The organism is Peptostreptococcus stomatis DSM 17678 (assembly GCF_000147675.1).
Classification (GTDB): Bacteria; Bacillota; Clostridia; order Peptostreptococcales; family Peptostreptococcaceae; genus Peptostreptococcus; species Peptostreptococcus stomatis.
In genome coordinates this window covers 1-19476 of record NZ_ADGQ01000066.1, presented here as the reverse complement: position 1 = coordinate 19476, position 19476 = coordinate 1, and the positions used below count along the sequence as shown (strand labels likewise).

Annotated in this window: 19 protein-coding genes; all 19 read left to right on the top strand. The window is 39.2% G+C overall.

Annotated features, from left to right (window positions below):
• The first annotated feature begins 4 nt into the window (after positions 1 to 4).
• Positions 5 to 253 carry an alcohol dehydrogenase catalytic domain-containing protein gene (locus tag HMPREF0634_RS07535; RefSeq protein WP_007790551.1) on the top strand — a complete coding sequence of 83 codons (249 nt, stop codon included), beginning with the start codon at positions 5 to 7 and terminating at the stop codon, positions 251 to 253.
• Positions 254 to 411: 158 nt separating this feature from the next.
• Positions 412 to 1293, top strand: a complete 882-nt coding sequence (locus tag HMPREF0634_RS07530; RefSeq protein ID WP_007790572.1) for a YicC/YloC family endoribonuclease — start codon at positions 412 to 414, stop codon at positions 1291 to 1293.
• Between the two features lie 14 nt (positions 1294 to 1307).
• Positions 1308 to 1949: a guanylate kinase gene (gene gmk / locus HMPREF0634_RS07525; RefSeq protein WP_007790564.1), complete on the top strand. Its 642-nt coding sequence runs from the start codon at positions 1308 to 1310 to the stop codon at positions 1947 to 1949.
• Complete coding sequence (rpoZ, locus tag HMPREF0634_RS07520; protein ID WP_007790555.1) at positions 1927 to 2193, top strand: DNA-directed RNA polymerase subunit omega; 267 nt, start codon at positions 1927 to 1929, stop codon at positions 2191 to 2193. Before gmk ends, rpoZ begins: the two co-directional genes overlap by 23 nt.
• Positions 2194 to 2298: 105 nt before the next feature.
• Positions 2299 to 3510, top strand: coding sequence for a bifunctional phosphopantothenoylcysteine decarboxylase/phosphopantothenate--cysteine ligase CoaBC (coaBC, locus tag HMPREF0634_RS07515; RefSeq protein ID WP_007790506.1), 1212 nt, complete (start codon positions 2299 to 2301; stop codon positions 3508 to 3510).
• Positions 3511 to 3597: 87 nt separating this feature from the next.
• A complete protein-coding gene (gene priA, locus HMPREF0634_RS07510; protein WP_007790541.1) occupies positions 3598 to 5910 on the top strand; it encodes a replication restart helicase PriA in 2313 nt (770 codons plus the stop codon).
• A 17-nt stretch (positions 5911 to 5927) separates the two neighbouring features.
• Positions 5928 to 6383, top strand: coding sequence for a peptide deformylase (gene def / locus HMPREF0634_RS07505; RefSeq protein ID WP_007790616.1), 456 nt, complete (start codon positions 5928 to 5930; stop codon positions 6381 to 6383).
• A gap of 1 nt (position 6384) precedes the next feature.
• Positions 6385 to 7314, top strand: a complete 930-nt coding sequence (fmt, locus tag HMPREF0634_RS07500) for a methionyl-tRNA formyltransferase (protein WP_007790593.1) — start codon at positions 6385 to 6387, stop codon at positions 7312 to 7314.
• A 14-nt stretch (positions 7315 to 7328) separates the two neighbouring features.
• Positions 7329 to 8018, top strand: a complete 690-nt coding sequence (locus tag HMPREF0634_RS07495) for a zinc metallopeptidase (protein ID WP_007790602.1) — start codon at positions 7329 to 7331, stop codon at positions 8016 to 8018.
• 72 nt (positions 8019 to 8090) lie between these two features.
• Entirely contained in the window at positions 8091 to 9434 is a 1344-nt protein-coding gene (rsmB, locus tag HMPREF0634_RS07490) for a 16S rRNA (cytosine(967)-C(5))-methyltransferase RsmB (RefSeq protein ID WP_007790518.1), read from the top strand.
• Between the two features lie 22 nt (positions 9435 to 9456).
• The gene (rlmN, locus tag HMPREF0634_RS07485; protein WP_007790538.1) at positions 9457 to 10494 is read left to right on the top strand and encodes a 23S rRNA (adenine(2503)-C(2))-methyltransferase RlmN; all 1038 of its coding nucleotides are present in this window, start codon (positions 9457 to 9459) and stop codon (positions 10492 to 10494) included.
• A 12-nt stretch (positions 10495 to 10506) separates the two neighbouring features.
• On the top strand, positions 10507 to 11256 hold the full coding sequence (locus HMPREF0634_RS07480; RefSeq protein WP_007790578.1) for a Stp1/IreP family PP2C-type Ser/Thr phosphatase: 750 nt from the start codon (positions 10507 to 10509) through the stop codon (positions 11254 to 11256).
• Positions 11257 to 11268: 12 nt separating this feature from the next.
• On the top strand, positions 11269 to 13149 hold the full coding sequence (gene pknB / locus HMPREF0634_RS07475; RefSeq protein WP_007790590.1) for a Stk1 family PASTA domain-containing Ser/Thr kinase: 1881 nt from the start codon (positions 11269 to 11271) through the stop codon (positions 13147 to 13149).
• 81 nt (positions 13150 to 13230) lie between these two features.
• Positions 13231 to 13965 carry an elongation factor P 5-aminopentanone reductase gene (gene ymfI, locus HMPREF0634_RS07470; RefSeq protein ID WP_007790598.1) on the top strand — a complete coding sequence of 245 codons (735 nt, stop codon included), beginning with the start codon at positions 13231 to 13233 and terminating at the stop codon, positions 13963 to 13965.
• Between the two features lie 63 nt (positions 13966 to 14028).
• Entirely contained in the window at positions 14029 to 14928 is a 900-nt protein-coding gene (rsgA, locus tag HMPREF0634_RS07465; RefSeq protein ID WP_007790584.1) for a ribosome small subunit-dependent GTPase A, read from the top strand.
• Positions 14928 to 15584, top strand: coding sequence for a ribulose-phosphate 3-epimerase (gene rpe / locus HMPREF0634_RS07460; RefSeq protein WP_007790532.1), 657 nt, complete (start codon positions 14928 to 14930; stop codon positions 15582 to 15584). The genes rsgA and rpe overlap by 1 nt, the downstream gene beginning before the upstream one ends.
• Positions 15585 to 16268 carry a thiamine diphosphokinase gene (locus tag HMPREF0634_RS07455; RefSeq protein WP_007790561.1) on the top strand — a complete coding sequence of 228 codons (684 nt, stop codon included), beginning with the start codon at positions 15585 to 15587 and terminating at the stop codon, positions 16266 to 16268.
• A gap of 88 nt (positions 16269 to 16356) precedes the next feature.
• Positions 16357 to 17070 (top strand): response regulator transcription factor, encoded by a 714-nt coding sequence (locus HMPREF0634_RS07450; protein ID WP_007790619.1) that lies wholly within the window; start codon positions 16357 to 16359, stop codon positions 17068 to 17070.
• Positions 17057 to 19414, top strand: coding sequence for a sensor histidine kinase (locus HMPREF0634_RS07445; protein ID WP_050786375.1), 2358 nt, complete (start codon positions 17057 to 17059; stop codon positions 19412 to 19414). Before HMPREF0634_RS07450 ends, HMPREF0634_RS07445 begins: the two co-directional genes overlap by 14 nt.
• Positions 19415 to 19476: the final 62 nt, after the last annotated feature.

The following is a 19476-nucleotide window of genomic DNA, read 5'->3' as shown; positions in this document are numbered from 1 at the left end:
GACAATGAAAGCAGTAGTAGTTTATGAAGCTGGTGGGGTAGATAAACTGGTATATCAAGAGGTTCCAAAACCAAGGATTAAAGAGGGATGGACCCTTATTAAGGTAAGGGGATTTGGGATAAATCGTTCAGAAATTTTTACAAGAAAAGGATATTCACCTAGTGTTGAATTCCCTAGAATACTAGGTATTGAATGTGTTGGCCTGGTAGAAGAAAGTAAAAAAGGATTTGGTAAAGTAGTATGCCTTGTATAAAAGCAAGGGCTTAAAATTACAGTAAATATGGAGATTACAAAAGTAAACCTCTTGATTGGTTTTATTGACTGGTCAAGAGGTTTTATGTGTTGTTAGAGCATGTCCGATATGTTATAATAAAGGTTAGTAGCAATTTTATATTGGATTGGAGATTAGTTATGGCGAAAAGTATGACAGGATTTGGTATAGGCGAGTTTAAGGACCAGTACTACAATCTTTCGGTTGAATGCAAAACAATAAATCACAAGTATTTAGACATAAATCCTAGGATGCCTAGGAAACTATCTTTTTTAGAAGATAAGTTAAGGTTTTTAATCAAGGACCACCTTAATAGGGGTAGGGTCGATATATTTGTTAAGTTCGAGACCGTTACTTCTGTCGGGTCCCAACTAGTATATGATGCTGAATTAGCTAAGCAGTACTACCATATTCTTAAGAATATCAAGGCTGACTTTGGTTTGGAAGAACCGATTAGTCCTGTAGATATAGCAAAGTTTCCCGATGTAGTCAAGATTACAGAGGCTGAAGACGACGAGGAAATCTTGTGGAATATGCTGTCAGAGGCTGCCAATAAGGCCCTAGAAAACCTGTGTAATATGAGGATAATTGAGGGTCAAAAGCTGGAAAAAGATATACTTACCAGGGCAGACCTATTGGAAGAGTCTGTATGTGACCTGGAAAAGTATACTGAAAGTATTGAAAAAGAATATAAGGAAAAGTTATATACCAGGATAAGCGAACTTCTGGACGATCCTAAGGTGGTAGATGAGTACAGGCTGGCCCAGGAAGTGGCTATATATGCTGACAAGTCTAACATTACAGAGGAAATAGTAAGGTTTAAGAGTCATATAAACCAGCTAAGGGATACTGTGACTGCAGATGAATCCGTTGGTAGGAAGATGGACTTTTTGATTCAGGAGATGAACAGGGAAGTAAATACCATGGGTTCAAAATCGTCTGATGTTTCTATAGCCAACCTGGTTATCAATATGAAGGCAGAATTAGAAAAAATCAGGGAACAAGTCCAGAATATAGAGTAGTTTGGAGGGATAATATGATTAATAAGAAGGGTTTATTACTTGTTGTATCCGGTCCAAGCGGGACTGGTAAGGGAACTATCTGCAAGGATATAGTTTCCAAGCATGAGGATATCAACTTGTCTATATCGGCAACCACTAGAAAACCTAGGGTTGGTGAAGTAGAAGGCAAAAGCTATTTTTTCAAGACCAAGGAAGAGTTTGAAGCCATGGTAGACAGGGGTGAATTCCTAGAATATGCCATGATATACGACAACTATTATGGTACGCCTAAGAAGGCCATTTTTGATGAACTTGATATGGGTAGGGATGTGATTCTAGAGATAGAAATGCAGGGAGCTATGCAAATCAAGGAGGTATATCCACAGGCCGTATTCATATTTGTCCTGCCACCTAGCTTGCAAGAATTGAGAAATAGGATTGTAGGCAGGGGAACTGAGACGGATGAACAGATAGAAAAAAGATTTAACAGTGCTTATGATGAAATCAAGCTCCTTGGAGACTATGACTACTTTATATTTAACAATATAGTGGAGAAGTCTTCAGAAGAGATTTTAAATATATTGGAAGTTGAAAAGAACAAGGTTAAGAGATATAAAAAAGATATATTAGATATGTTTGAGAAGGAGATAAAAAATGTTAAAACCATCATTAAATGATATAGTAGAAAAGATAGACAATAGGTACTACCTAATAGCAACAGTTTCAAAAAGGGCAAGAGAACTGGTTAACAAGGAAGAGCCCCTAATAGATATTGATGACAAGGCTAAACCAGTAGTAATAGCCAGTGAAGAAGTAATTGCCGGTAAAGTAGGTTACAGGCTGCTTACCGATGATGAAATTGAGGCCAAGGAATTGGCCCACAAGTTAGCCCAGGAAAAGAAGTTATTAGAACAGGACTAATAAGCTGGCTGAGAATTTGGGGCAAGGATAGAATATTTGGCTCAAAATACCAGCGTGACAACTATATAAATTTAATGAAAAACTATGTAAAAGGAGTCTATTAATATGTTGAGTAATACGACTATTATAGTAGGTGTTACAGGAGGCATAGCAGCCTACAAGGCCTGTGATGTCGTAAGTAAATTGAAAAAGTTGAATGCAAATATCCATGTTATAATGACAGAGTCTGCCTGTGAATTTGTACAGCCAATGACCTTTCAGACTTTGAGTAATAATTTTGTTATAAATGATATGTTCAAGGAGCCAAAGACCTGGGAGGTAGAACATATAGAGTTGGCCAAGAGGGCAGATGCCTTTTTGATAGTACCGGCAACTGCCAATTTTATAGGCAAGCTGGCAGCCGGCATAGCTGATGATATGCTTACTACCACGGTCATGGCTACAAGTGCACCTGTTATAATTGCACCGGCCATGAATACAAATATGTATACCAACAGGATAGTCCAGGCAAATATAGGCGCCTTACAAGACCTAGGCTACAAGTTTATAGAACCAGCATCAGGTAGACTTGCGTGTGGAGATATCGGTGCAGGCAAATTAGCTGATGTAGATGATATAGTGGCCTATGTGGTGGATTTTTTTGAAAAGGAAGCCCAGGTCAAGGACCTAGTTGGCAGGAGTATAATGATAAGTGCAGGCCCTACTATAGAGGCCATTGACCCAGTCAGGTATATCACCAATAGGTCCAGTGGTAAGATGGGTTATGCAATAGCCAAGAGGGCAGTTGCCAGAGGTGCCCAGGTTACCCTGGTATCAGGCAAGACTGACCTGGATGTCCCAAAGGGCTTGGTCAAGTATATAAATATTGAAAGTGCAGATGACCTGTATGAAAATTTGGTTAGGGAGTTTGAAGCTAATGACGTTGTTATCCAAAGCGCTGCAGTTGCAGACTACAAGCCAAAGTCTTATTCAGACAAGAAGATAAAAAAGAAGGATTCTGACCTGAGTATAGAATTGTGCAGAAACAAGGATGTAGCCCAGGAATTAGGAAAGATAAAGGGTGACAAGGTCTTGGTTGGCTTTGCTGCCGAAACGAACGATGTCTTGGAAAATGCAACCAAGAAGATCAAAAAGAAAAATCTTGACTTTATAGTTGCCAATGACCTGACAATGCAGGGGGCAGGTTTCAGTACAGAGACTAATATAGTTAAGATAATAGAAGCCGATGGTAGGATTAACGAATATCCAAAGCTACTTAAGTCTGAAGTAGGAGACATAATATTGGATAAGGTAAGAGATATATTAGAAAATAAGTAGGATTGAAGATAGCTAAATGTAAATGTTGACCCTTTATCATTTAGCTATTTTTGCGATTTTATAATTATCCAAGGGAGGTGATGGAAGGTGTATATTGACTTAATACTTAGAAACATGAGCAGGTTTGCTGATATGCTGTTTACATACAAGCTTCCATCTGATATGGAGGACCATATTATGATTGGCCACAGGGTAAGTCTCCCTTTTGGTAGATCCAACAAACCAATAGAGGCCTTTGTGGTAGCTAAGAGAAAGAGCCTAGGGCCAGATGACATAGAGGCAGATAAGATAAAGGAAATATTTGAAATCTTGGACGTAGAGCCCATGCTGAGCCAGGAAAATATACGCCTGATAATGTGGATTAGAAATAGGTATATGTGTACCTATATGGATGCCCTAAACCTGTTTTATCCAAAGGGCTGCAGGTTGGAGGCAAAAAAAGTTGAAGAAGATGGCCAGGTAATTTGGACCTACAAGGACAAGAAAAACGAAAAGAAAATAAGACTCCTATCACTAAAGTATGACCTGGACCAGCTAGACCAGATAATAAGTGAAAAAAAGTATAGGCTGGGTCCTAAGCAGGAAGATATAATCAGGTTCCTAAGTCTCAATGAATCAGTTGAAGCAAGGAGCCTTATAGAAATCTTAGAGGTATCCAACCAGACTATCAAGAGTTTAATAGACAAGGACCTCATTAGTGTCAAAGAATTAGACTACTATAGGAGATCAGAAGCCAAGTTTACATCACCTGTAAAAAAGATAGACTTAAACAGAGACCAGGTACAGATAGTAGACAAGATAAAGAAGGGATTTTCCCTTGATAAGAAGAAACCCTTCTTGCTACATGGGGTGACTGGAAGTGGTAAGACTGAAGTATATATGGAACTGATAGAATATAGTCTAAATCAAGGTTTGGATAGTATTTTATTAGTACCAGAGATAGCCTTAACACCCCAGATGATATCCAGGGTAAAGGGAAGGTTTGGAGACATAGTAGGAGTTTTCCATAGTGGCCTATCAGAGGGTCAAAAACACGATGTCTACAGGGAAATTAAAAATGGTAATATCAGGATTACAATAGGGACCAGGTCGGCATTATTCTTGCCATTTAGGTCACTAGGCCTGATAATAATAGATGAAGAACACGACATGAGTTACCATTCTGAGATGACGCCAAAGTATTCAACTATAGAGGTGGCCAGGTATATGTCCCTAAGGCAGAATATAAGCTTGGTCATGGGGTCGGCAACACCATCTGTGGCAGACTACTATAGGGCTAGTCAGGATGAATACACCCTATTGGAACTCAACAATAGGGCCAATGAAAGGGCCATGCCCCAAATTGAAATAGTTGACATGAAGGGTGAAGTGAATAGGGGTAACAGGTCGGAAATAAGTAGGGTATTGGAAGATGAAATAGTAAAGACTGTAAATGCTGGCAACCAAGTAATTCTCTTCTTGAATAGGAGGGGATATGCCAGCTCAGTAACCTGTAGGGAGTGTGGTCATGTAATCAAGTGTAAAAAGTGTGACATATCACTAACCTACCACAAGTTTAAAAATATGGGCATATGCCACTATTGTGGCCATGATGAGGAGCTACCCCGTGTGTGTCCAGAGTGCTCCAGTAGCAATATAGGGATTCTGGGCCTGGGTACAGAAAAAATTGAAGAATATATAAATAAAAAATATCCGTCTATAAAGACCTTGAGGATTGACAAGGACACAACTTCTAAGAAAGGCCAATTGGAGTCTATCCTAGATACCTTTAATAGGCAGGATGCAGATGTTTTGATAGGAACTCAAATCTTGAGTAAGGGTCACGACTTTGAAAATGTAACCCTGGTCGGTATAATTTCAGCAGATATGATGCTTAATTATCCAGATTTCAGGTCTTTTGAACAGACCTACCAGCTAATAACCCAGGTTGCGGGCAGGGCAGGCAGGGGTCAAAAGAAGGGTCATGTAATTCTTCAGACCTACAATGTAGACCACTTTGCTATCAGACATGCGGTAAATTATGATTACAAGAGTTTTTACCATGATGAAATCAGGCTGAGGAAGGCCTTTGGATATGAACCCTTCAATAATATGTTCAGATTGGTTTTTTCGGGTAAGAATTACAATATAGTAAGGGATAATGCCACTAAGTTTATAGAAACCGTCAAGTATCTTTTGGAGGCCCAGTCAATCGAGATTAAGGGCATACTTGGACCTAATGAGTGCTCAATAAATAAGATAAACGACAAGTATAGGTGGCAGGTTATAATAAAGGATGAGGTAATGGATGTCAAGGGTATAAAGTCTATGCTTAGATATATTTGTATCAGCAAATTTGATCAGATATTCGACAAGGACATCAGTATAAATATAGAGATTAATCCAAATAGTTTTATATAGTGTAGGAGGAAGTGGAAATGGCGATACGTAATATATTAAAGATGGGGGAACCCCTATTGAATAAAAAATCTAAGCAGGTTGTAGACTTCAATGATAGGCTACATACCCTACTAGATGATATGGCAGATACAATGTACAAGGAAGATGGGGTTGGCCTGGCAGCTCCCCAGGTAGGTGTACTTAGGAGGGCTGTGGTAGTAGACATTGGTGAAGGTTTGATAGAATTGATAAACCCGGTCATAGTCGAAACCTCAGGCGAACAAACAGACCTTGAGGGTTGCCTAAGCGTAGTTGACTACATTGGTGAGGTTACAAGACCAAACTATGTAAAGGTCAAGGCCCAGGACAGGTTTGGTAAGGATATCGAGGTGGAAGGAGAGGGCTTCTTGGCTAGGGCTTTCTGCCACGAAATAGATCATTTGGAAGGCATTTTATTTGTTGAAAGAGTAGAAGATACAGAAAAGGGTGAATAGTATGCGTATAGTTTTTATGGGAACTCCGGAAATAGCAGTACCTTCACTAGAACGTTTGATTAGTGATGGTCATGATGTATGTGCTGTAGTAACTCAGCCAGACAGACCTAAGGGAAGGGGCAAGAAATTAGCCTTTTCACCAGTCAAGGAAGCTGCCATGAGACACCAGCTAGAGATTTTACAGCCAGAAAAAGCAGACCAGCCAGATTTTTTAAATAGGTTAAATGAATTAAATCCTGACCTGATAGTGGTTATAGCCTTTGGACAGATACTAAAGAAGGAGGTCCTAGACCTGCCTAAGTATGGTTGTGTAAATGTCCATGTTTCCCTATTGCCTAAGTACAGGGGGGCGGCCCCAATAAACTGGGTAATTATAAATGGTGAAGAAAGAACAGGTATAACGACTATGTATATGGATGAAGGCCTGGATACAGGTGATATCATCCAGACTAAGGAGTTTAGCCTGGACAATGAGATAAATGCAGGCCAGCTCCATGACAAAATGATGGATGAAGGAGCAGATCTATTAAGTCAAACTGTCAAGGCCATAGAAGATGGTAGTGCCAATAGGACAAAACAAAATGATGACGAGTCTACTTATGCACCTATGATGGATAAGGACCTTGGTCATATAAACTTCAAAAAGTCTGCAGTCTGTATCCATAACCTTGTAAGGGGTACTGTGCCATGGCCGGGTGCCTGGTGTGAGAGCCCTTATGGCAAGATAAAGATATGGAAGACTAGTATTAGCCAGAACCAGACAGGTAAGGATCCAGGTACTATTGTTGCAGTAGACAAGCAGGGTATAGAAGTAGCCTGTGGTGTAGGTGTGATTTTGATTGAAGAGATACAGATGCCAAACAAGAAGAGGATGCACGTATCTGAATACATAAAGGGCAATACTATAGAAACAGGAAAAATATTGAGTTAATAGGAGTGATTAATATGTATCCTTATGGATTATATATGGATAGGACTTTCTTGCTTTTAATACCGGCAATCTTGCTGAGTATGTATGCATCTTTTAAGGTAAGTTCTACTACAAAAAAATATTTTAAGGTAAGGGCAATGAAGGGGATGACAGGCCAGGAGGTAGCTAGGAGAATACTGGACTACAATGGATTATCATCTGTACCTGTAAAGCCTGTTCCAGGTTCTTTGACTGACCACTATGACCCTAGGGGTAAGACTGTCAGCCTGTCTGAAGAAGTATTTTATGGTACTTCCATTACTTCAATTTCAGTTGCTGCCCATGAGTGTGGTCATGCAATCCAGGACAAGGAGTCCTATGCACCCATGGTTTTTAGGAGTGCTATAGTGCCAGCGGTTAACTTTGCTTCATCTGCCTCTTGGATAATTATAATGATGGGCTTCTTTGTTAGCAGGCAGTTCTTGTGGCTGGGCATCCTATTGTTCTCAGCAACCGTGATATTCCAGGTGGTGACTTTACCAGTTGAGTTTAATGCCTCATCAAGGGCCTTGAAGCAGTTAGAAAGTCTAGGAATAGTAGGCTTGGATGAACATAAGGAAAGTAAAAAGGTCTTGAGTGCAGCAGCCTTAACATATGTAGCGGCAGCCCTTGCATCAATCTTGCAGTTGGTGAGGTTGGTCTTGCTTGCTAGGAGTGATGATTAGGTCTTGTAGTATATAAAAGTGTTGTGACTATATGCGGGTGTATATAGTCACATCTGTTTGAAGGGAGAAAATATGTCAGCTAGGTATTTAGCTTATAAGATATTGTTTGATATAGAAGTCAACGGAAATTATTCCAATATGGCCCTAAACAAGTACCTAAATGAGGCTGGTTTAGATGACCAGGATAAGGGTTTTGTGACAGAATTAGTCTATGGAATAATTGAGAAGAAGAGGTACCTGGACTATATGATAAACAAGGTGTCCAAAATCAAGGTCAGGAAGATGCAACACTCTGTAAAGTTAGTCCTGAGGATGGGAGTCTACCAGTTGGTATATATGGACGGTGTGACTGATTATGCGGCCATAAACGAGTCTGTAAATATTATGAAAAAACTTGATAAGAGGTCGGCTTCTTTTGTGAATGCAGTCCTTAGGAATATTTCTAGAAACTTAGATGAGGTCAAGGATATAAGCTTAAATACAGTAGACAAGCTAGCCATATACTATTCCTATGAAAATTGGATAGTTGAAAACCTGGTCAAGGAATATGGTTTTGAAAGGACAGAGGCAATACTAAGGGCCTTGTCTCAAAAGCCGAACATCTACCTAAGGGTCAATAGGACAAAATTGAGACCTGGACAAAGTATGGATTACCTTGTAGGTCAAATAATAGGCAGGATTATAGACCAGGGGCTTGAAGCCAGTAGAGTTGAAGGACTTGAAGAGGCTATTAAGGTCAAGGGTCTTAAGTCTATAGACAAACACCCCCTATTTAGGGAGGGATATGTAAGTGTCCAGGATATAAGCTCTATACTGGTAGCTAAGGTAATGAATCCCAAGAGGGAGTCTAGGGTATTGGACCTATGTGCTGCCCCAGGTGGTAAGTCTACCCATATAGGTGAACTTATGGAAAATACCGGTCATCTCATATCCCAAGACATATTTGACCACAAGATTAAACTAATGAATACCTATGCTAGAAGGTTGGGGCTTAATAATATGGAGGCTAGACTGGGAGATGCCTTGGTTCTTAATGATGACTATATAGGCAAGTTTGACTATGTCTTATGTGATGTTCCATGCTCAGGTATGGGTATAGTAAGGAGAAAACCGGAAATCAAGTACAAGAAGGAAGAAGAAGTATTAAACCTTCCAGACCTTCAGTACCAGATATTGGAAAATGCCAGTTCCTACCTTAAAGAAGGAGGAATCCTTATATATTCAACATGTACTATTTTCAGGCAGGAAAATATGGAAGTAGTAGACAGATTTTTGGCCAACCACAAGGACTTTGACCTGGATGATTTAGGTTCGGTAAAGGAGTTTTTGGGTATAGGAGACAAGGACTTAGTAAAGATCTTACCAGACCGGTATGAGATGGATGGATTCTTTATTTGCAGAATGAAAAAAATTTAAAAATCAATAAAGGTGTGGTATAATGTATAAAGGAAAGTTTGTGCTCAAAAACTTGACGGAAGAAGAACTTAAGGATTTTTTAGTAGAAATAGGAGAGAAGAAGTTCAGGGGAAGTCAGATATATTCTTGGATATACAGGAATATTAGGGATTTTGATGAAATGAACAATATACCCAAGTCCCTAAGGACCAAGTTACAAGAGCATGCAGTAATAGGCAATATAGAGAAAGACCTGCGTTTAGATTCCAAGATAGATGGTACAAAAAAGTACCTATTTAGGCTAAACGATGGAAATATAATAGAAACAGTTGCCATGGACTATGACACCAGGCTGACTGTTTGTGTGTCCAACCAGGTTGGATGCAGGATGGGTTGTAGATTTTGTGCCTCTACTATAGATGGCCTGTCTAGGAACCTGGAAGCATGGGAGATATTAGACCAGATAATCAAGGTCCAGGAAGACCTGGGCAAGAGGGTCTCTAATATAGTCATGATGGGAAGTGGTGAGCCACTTGATAACTACGAAAACTCTATAAGGTTTTTGAAGTTGGTAAATGAGAAAAATGGACTAAATATAGGTAATAGGCATATTACCCTGTCTACTTGTGGTATAGTGGATAGGATAAGAGACCTGGCAGACTTGGAAATTCCAATAAACCTAGCCATATCTCTTCATTCACCTTTTGATGAAGAAAGGCAAAAAATTATGCCTGTTGCCAACAAGTATAAGGTAGAACAAATAATAGAAGCCTGCCATTACTATATTGGCAAGACAAATAGGAGGATTACCTTTGAGTATTCCTTGATAAAGGGTGTTAATGACTCCAAAAAGGAAGCTGAGAGGATAGTTAAATTACTTAAGGGAATGTTGTGTCATGTTAATCTAATCCCTATAAATCCCATAGAGGAAAGGGACTTTGAAAAACCTGATATTTTATACATAAACAAATTCAAAGCATATTTAGAAAAGAATAATATACCTGTTACAATCAGAAACTCTATGGGGGCAGACATCAGTGGTGCCTGTGGCCAGTTAAGAAGGAGTGTAAGTAAGAGGTAAGGGAGGACTCATATGGATTTTTTATTCAAATCTCATATTGGGATGGTCAGGAAGAATAACGAAGACTATTGTAAGGGTGAGATAATAGAAGTCGGCGATGGTAGTGAGATAGGTATTTTTGCCATAGCGGACGGTATGGGTGGCCACAACAAGGGTGAGGTTGCCAGCCAACTAGCAGTAGAAAATTTAATAGAATTTTTTAATGATAACTTAATACAAAATGGAGTAGTAAAGATTGATTATATAGAAGATATAATTAAGCAGGCCTATAACACTGTCAACTCTATGGTATATGACAAGTCCAAGGAAGATATAATCTATGACGGTATGGGTACAACCCTAACTCTTGCAGTTGTTTACAAGAACAAGGCCTACATAGCCAATGTTGGCGATAGCAGGTGCTATATCTTGAAGAATGGTGGTAAGTTGGAAAAGATTACATACGACCACTCAATAGTTGAGGAGTATGTAAAGGCCAATATAATAACTGAGGAAGAGGCCAGAAACCATCCTGATAGAAATAAGATAACAAGGGCAGTCGGTACAGAACCAGTTGTATTAGTAGACATATATGATGTTGACCTTGAGGAAGGCGACAAAATATTGTTGGCTACTGACGGACTGACTGGAGCTGTGGATAGGGAAGAAATAGAGCAAACATTGTTGAATACAGATATGGGTGATCTTACTCAAGGCTTGGTAGACTTGGCCAATGAAGCATCTGGTAAAGATAATGTTACTGTAATAATAGTTATGGTGTAAGGTGGTGTTATTATGGGAGCTACAGTATTAGGAAATAGATACGAAATTTTAAGAAAAATTGGCGACGGTGGAATGGCATTTGTATACCAGGCTAGGGACAAACTTTTAAACAGGATTGTTGCAGTAAAGGTATTGAGACCGGAATTTGTCGATGACCAGGAGTTTTTGGTTAAGTTTAAGAGGGAGGCAGAGGCCGTAGCCAGCCTATCCCACCCAAATATCGTGAATGTGTATGATGTCGGCGAAGATGGTAAGGTCCACTATATAGTAATGGAGTACGTGGACGGACAAAACCTAAAGGAAATAATACAAGATGAAGGGTCTTTAGAAGAGTATACTGCCTTGGACATAGCCAAGCAGATAGCTAGGGCCTTGAGTGCAGCCCATAGGAATGGTATAATCCACAGGGACATCAAACCTCATAATATATTGATATCTAAGGATGGCAGACAGGTCAAGGTTGCAGACTTTGGTATAGCCAAGGCCGTAAGCAGCTCAACTATGACGAATATGGGTAGTGTAATTGGATCAGTTCACTACATATCACCCGAACAGGCCAAAGGTAAGCATCTGACAAGCAATGCAGACCTATATTCATTAGGTATAGTCCTATATGAAATGATTATAGGTAGGGTGCCATTTAGTGGTGATAGTCCTATATCCATAGCCTTGAAGCATATAAACGAGGACATAGCCTTCACAGACCAGGACAAGATAAATATTCCAAACAGTGTAAGGACAATCATCAGCAAGTTGACGCAGAAGGAACCTGCCAATAGGTACCAGACTGCTGAAGAATTGATAGAGGACATAGAATTTGTAGAGAGGAACATAGACCTTCCGTATATAAAGGACTATAATAACTTTGCTACAACTGACGTAGATAGGAGAGATCCAGAAGTATTCAATGGTAGGAAGCCAGTCCAGTATGATGATTATGAGGACGATGATGACTACTATGATGAAGAAGATGAATACTACGACGAGGATGATGAATACTACAATGAGGATGATGATATAGACGATGACTACTATGAAGAAAGGCCTAAGTCTAGAAAAGAAAAGAAGAGAGAAAAGAAACAGGAAAAGAAGAACAAGGCCAGAAAAAAGGAAACTCCTAGAGCTCGTAGAAGACTTAAGATACTTGCAGTTATCCTAATCATGATCCTTATAGGTTATGCAGCCTTTTTCATGAAGTACTTTGGACTAGGCCTATTCAATAAGGACAATTCAGAAAATGTTACAGTTCCTAGCGTTGTAAATATGACTGTTGAAGAGGCCCAAAAGAGTTTAGAAGGAACAGGTCTGAAACTAGTTGTCAAATCAGAAGAGTACAGCAATGGTGTCAGCAAGGATAGGATAATAACTCAAACACCTAGCGAGAATACTACCCTAAAGAAGGGTGATTCTGTAAGTGTAATAGTCAGCAAGGGTAATTCTAAGGTTCCAGTACCTAATGTGGTTGGCCTTAAATTGAGCCAGGCAGAAAAGCTACTCAATGACAACAAGCTGGTATTAGGAAATGTAAAATATGAATACAATGATGCCGAAGAAGGTACGGTACTAAGCCAGAGTCTAGTTGGCGGTTCTAGTGATGAAGGTCAAAAGGTATCCCTAGTTGTCAGCAAGGGCAAGAAGTCAAGGCAGGAAAGGCCATCAATAATTGATGACGATTCTAATGGTAATGATAGCAACATCAATGATAATAACAACGGTAGGGACATAGACCCTTCTAATGGTAGGTCATCTAGGAACACAAGACCAAATAATGGTAGGTCAAACAATAATGGAAACAATAACGGCAATGGAAGTAGTATAGTAGTACCTGACAATGGTTCAGATTCTTCAGGTGGTACTACAAGCGAAAATATTATTGGTGGAACTAACAACTAATATAATTTATATATCACTAAAGTAGATTATGACAAGGAGTTGCCTAAGGGGGGTGGCTCCTTGTTTTTAGGAGGAGATTAAATGAGCAAGGTAGTATTGGTAACTGGTGGATCCAGGGGAATTGGTAGGCAGGTAGCCATCCAGCTTGCTAAAGAAGGATACAGGTTATTGATAAACTATAACAAGTCCCAAAAAGAGGCCCAAGAAACTTGCAGGTTTTTGAGGGAAGAGGGCTACCAGGTGGAGATTTTTAAGGCAGATGTCTCTAAACAAGACCAGGTCAAGGCCATGTTTGACTTTTGTATGGATAGGTTTGGCTCAATAGATGTCTTGGTCAATAACTCTGGTATCAGCTATGAGGGTTTGATTACAGACATGGATGAGGAGGACTGGGATAGGATAATAGACACAAATCTCAAGTCGGTCTTTTTATGCTCCAAGGAGGCTCTTAAACACATGATATCAAACCATAGTGGTAAGATAATAAACATATCATCAATGTGGGGCCAGGTAGGAGCCTCCTGTGAGGTGGCCTACTCAGCTTCTAAGGCGGGTATGATTGGTTTCACCAAGGCCCTGGCCAAGGAGGTGGGTCCGTCAGGTATAAATGTAAATGCCATAGCACCAGGTGTAATTATGACTGATATGATGAAGGATTTTGACCAGTCTGATATAGACTATCTGAAGGGTGAGACCCCCCTAATGAGGTTGGGTCAACCTGAAGATATAGCCAATCTTGTCTCATTTTTGGTTTCTGACAAGGCGGACTTTATTACTGGTCAGGTTCTAGCCAGCAATGGTGGCTTTGTAATTTAAAGAACTTTAACTGGCATGATTCTTGTGTTATCATATAAGTAATGATAAAGACTTGGAGGTAGAATGAAAGACGGAATAATAATCAAGGGTATCAGCGGATTTTATTATGTAGAAGTAGGCCAAGACCTATATGAGTGCAAGGTCCGTGGTATATTTAGGAAAAAGGGACTTAGCCCCTTGGTAGGGGATAGGGTTGCTATCAGCATAATAGATGAAGCCGATAAAAAGGGTAATATAGAAAAGATATACGAAAGAAAATCTGAGTTGGTAAGACCACCAATAGCTAATGTAGACAAGGTTTTGATTACCTTTTCAGTCAAGGAGCCAAACCCAAACATGGTTCTTTTAGATAGGTTTATAGTCTTTTCTGAAAAGGAAAATTTAGATATTAGGATTATTTTAACCAAGGTTGACCTGGATGAGGATGGTAGTATAGTAGATAGGATAGTATCTGACTATGAGAGAATAGGTTACAAGGTCATACCTGTCAGCGTAGAGACAGGCCAGGGCATAGACCAGGTAAGGCAGGAGTTAGAAGGTTGCATATCTGTATTTGCAGGTCAGTCAGGTGTCGGTAAGTCAAGTATCCTAAATGCCATTGAACCTGGCTTCAAGATTGATACTGCTGAGATTTCACAAAAGCTGGGCAGGGGTAAGCACACTACCAGGCATTCAGAGTTATACAAGCTAGGACCAAATGCCATAGTTGCAGATACACCAGGATTTAGTTCTTTCGAGTTAACAGATATAGAAATAGAAGAATTACAGGAATACTTTATAGAATTTGCTAAATTTGATGGATGTCGCTTTGGAAGCAAGTGTATCCACAAGAATGAGCCTGCTTGTGCAGTAAAAGAGGCTCTTGAAGTAGGAGAGATAGCAGAAAGTAGGTACAAGTCTTACCTACAGATACTAGATGAAATAAATAATTTGAAGATAAGAGAACTTAGGAGGAATTTGTAATGAAATTAGCACCATCAGTTTTATCGGCGGACTTTGCTAGATTATTAGAATCATGTAAAAAGGTAGAGGCAGCAGGCTGTGAATACCTGCACCTGGACGTAATGGACGGTCACTTTGTGCCAAATATTACCTTTGGGGCCCCTATCATCAAGAGCCTAAGAAAGGACCTAAATATGGTATTTGATGCCCACCTTATGATATCAGATCCGGACAAGTTCTTGCCAGACTTGGCAGCAGCAGGCTGTGATATAATTACAGTCCACTATGAAACTTGTACCCACCTACATAGGACTATACAGAATATCAAATCACATGGCATTAAGGCGGGGGTAGTTTTAAACCCAGCCACACCAGTCTGTATGATAAAGCATGTCCTAGGAGACCTGGATATGGTCCTATTGATGTCAGTAAACCCGGGTTTTGGTGGACAGAAGTTCATACCAGAGGTCCTAGACAAGGTAAAAGAGCTAAGAAAAATGATTGATGACAAGGGTCTAGACATTGAGATAGAAGTAGACGGAGGAGTCACAAGTGAAAATATCAAGGCCTTGGTAGATGCTGGTGCAGATGTACTGGTAGCCGGTTCAGCTATTTTTGGTAAGGAAGATATCGACAAGGCTGTAATGGATTTAAGAAAAGCAGTAGATGGAGAATAAATGGGAACTTTAATAAGCGAAATAATTCATGGCAAGACCGCCTGCCTGGTTCTGAATGGCCAGTTGGATGACTATGACTACATAAGGGAAGTCATGAATTACAATACATATGAATTAATAATTGCTGTTGATGGTGGTGCCAACCACCTCTACAGGTTGGGAATAATGCCAAACTATATTTTGGGTGATTTGGATTCAATAGAAGATGATATTAGGGAATACTATGAAGCTTCTGATGTAGTATTCAAAAAATTCCCAACAAAGAAGGATGAAACAGATGCTGAATTGGCGGTCTGGTTGGTTGAAGAGGTTGGACTTTTAGGTATAGATATATATGCAGCCCTAGGAGGACGTATTGACCATGAACTAGCCAATATCCAACTCCTATACTATATATTGGATAGGGGTATGTATCCTAGGATTATATCAGAACATGAAGAAATTTATATCCTGAAAAATGATGAAATGACCCTAAAGGGTAATGTTGGAGATATTGTATCTATCTTACCTATAAGGGGGGATGCCAGGGGGATTACCCTAGTTAATATGGAGTACAGTGTAGAGGAACTGGACTTGAAATACTCGGTAACAAGGGGGATTTCCAATGTTATGGTGGCCCAGGATGCCTATATAAATGTAAGGGACGGCTGCCTCTTGGTTATCAAAAATATTAAGAAAAAATAAGAATATCATAGTACTTTTACATATGGCTAGCCTAGTTAGTCCATGGTAAAAGCAATAAGTAGAATAAGAATAGAGAAAAGGGGGGCCTATGAAATCATATAATATATTAGTTGTAGATGACGAAAAAGAAATAGCGGATGTTGTTGAAATATACCTACTAAACCAGGGCTATAAGGTTTTTAAGGCAAATAATGGCTTAGAAGGCTTGAAAATAGTAGACAAGGAAGATATCCACCTGGCTATTATAGATATGATGATGCCGGTAATGGATGGGGCAAGTATGATAATGAAGCTAAGGGAAAAACATAATTTCCCAGTAATAATCCTATCTGCCAAGTCTGAAGAGGTTGACCAGATTATGGGCCTAAATATAGGGGCAGATGACTATGTCAACAAACCATTTAAACCACTAGAGCTTTTAGCCAGGGTCAACTCACAGTTAAGAAGGTACACTAAGTATATGAATATCAGCGATGATGAAGATGGAGAAAAGGAAGATGAAGGCCTTTATATTATAGGTGGCCTGGAACTTAATGAAAACAAGAGGACAGTAAGTGTAGATGACAAGCCTGTTAAAATTACACCTATTGAGTTTAAAATCTTAAACCTCTTGATGAAAAATCCAGGCAGGGTCTTTTCTTCAGAGGAAATATATGAAAAGGTATGGAATGAAAATGCCATAAATACTGATACTGTAATGGTTCACATAAGAAATATTAGGGAGAAGATAGAACTGGATTCTAAAAAACCTAAGTATTTGAAAGTAGTATGGGGAGTTGGGTATAAAATTGACAAGATTTAAGATTAACGAAATTCAGAAGAAACATATATTTACCCTTGGGGTTATCCTTGTCATGCTTATCCTGGCCTTTAATATGATTCGCAGGTACCACTATATAGAAACAAAGATATCTGAGATAAAGGACAACCCATTTGAAACGGAGGCGTATACATCAGATATCTTCAATTCAAATTATTACCTCTACTATAAGAGCTACCAGGCTGAAAAGAACAAGGAGTTGTCTCCTGCAGATATCTTTTTAAGCGAAGATACAATCAACTCAATAATTAAAAGTACCAATATAGAATACTATTCTGGAACCCTAGATGCAAATTCTATTAAAAATGAATTCAACCAGGTGGCAAATTCTGACCTTGGGACTATGATCAAGGGGTCAGATGGTAATGTAAAGTTTACCTGTATAAATACTGAGACCGGCTATGCTTTTTCCAACTATGATTTTAAGGAATCTGCGGATAAGATTAAAAAATACCTAGAGGCCAAGCCAGGTGATAAAGATTATGCAAGTGTAGTTGAGGCCTACAAGTATGCTGACAAGTCTATTAATAAGAATTTTAGAAATTGCATCCTCTTGGAATACGACAAGGATGGCAAGTACAAGTTACTATATACCAGTGGTTTTAACAAACAAAAGATAGATGACTTTATGTTAGAACGTGAGTCTGAAAGGAAGATGAAGATAGAATATAGCTTTAATGGAGAACTTCCAAGTGACTTCTTTGGCTATAATACAAACCAAATCAAGAACAGGCTATATATGTACGCCATTCCTAGGACCATTAATAATAATTTCTATACGAGTAGCGATACTATCAGCAGGTATATAAACAAGGTTGAGAGAAGTAAGTTCTCCATGATAGATAAGATAGCAAGGTTTTTACTAATATCAATTCTTGTAATTACCCTAATACTACCTAAAGAGCTCTTGACTGGTTTTTATGGCATGAGGAATATCTTTAAACTGCCTTTTGAAATCCTGGTTGCTATTATGGTAGAACTCAATTACTCCCTACTAAGGAATGATGTTCCGGTAAGGGTGGTAAGAGAGACTATAAATGGAAACATCCTAAAGGAAGTCATGGCCAACAATGTGCCTATATGGATATCCAAGCAGGTGGTAAATGGCATAAATATAGCCTACTGGTTCCTTATATTTTTGATGGTCTTTATATTTGCAGCCTGGATTAGGATGGTACTGGATACTGGTATTAGGAAGTACCTGGTTAAGAAGAGTTTGGTGATAAGAACCATCATGCTTATCTACAGGTCAATAATCTCTGGCATAAGGAGGTTTATGAATGTAGACTTTAGTAAGAGATATAACAGGCTGTGCATTTTAGGTATAGTAATTATCAGTGTGGGGTCTATATTCTTGATCTTGAGTGGATTTGTAGATAGTTATGTGACCTGGCTTGTTATCATAGTGGTCTACTATCTGGTGGTCATTATCTTTGAAAGGGTCGTACTTAGGGAAATAAGAGAGAGTGAAGAAGACTACAAGAGCCTCTTTGGCCTAACAGAGAACATAGCAAATGGAAACCTGGATATAGAGATTATGAGTCAAAATGTAGGTATATATGAAGAGTTGAAGAGACAGCTCGTGAGTATACAGGAGGCCTATAAGAAGACTGTAGAGGATGAAATAAAGAGTCAGAAGTTAAAGAGTGAGTTGATTTCTAATGTATCCCATGACCTCAAGACACCTTTGACATCCATCATATCATATTCAGACCTGCTCAAAAATGAAGAGGGTCTATCAGACAGGTCAAGAGAGTATATAGATACCATATCAAGGAAGTCGGAAAGGCTTAAGATACTGATAGACGATATGTTCGAAATCTCAAAGGCCCAGTCAGGAAGTATAACCCTAGATATAAACTATATAGATGTAGTTGAATTAATCAAGCAGTGTATCTGGGAAGTAGAAGATAGGTTCAATGAAAGACAGTTAATCTTGAGGACCAAGCTACCTGACAAAAAAGTAATGCTTTACCTGGATGGAGAAAAGACCTATAGGATATTTGAAAATCTCCTGATCAACATGGTAAAGTACGCCATGGAGGGGTCTAGGGTCTATATAGAGCTTGAAGACGAAGATGAAACAATATACCTAGTATTTAAGAATATTTCAGCCAGTGAAATAGACTATGACAGGGATGAAATTACAGAAAGGTTCAGGCGAGGCGACAAGTCTAGAAATACTGAAGGTTCAGGCCTAGGCCTATCGATAGCCAAGAGCTATGCCCAGGTTCAGGGTGGTGACCTAAATATAGACCTGGATGGAGACCTATTTAAGGCCATAGTTAGCTTTAAAAAGTCTGCCAATAATACCAGTGAAAAATAAAAAAATATGCCATTAGAATGAATTTCCTTATGGCTGTGATAGCGTCGGGATTAATAAAAAAC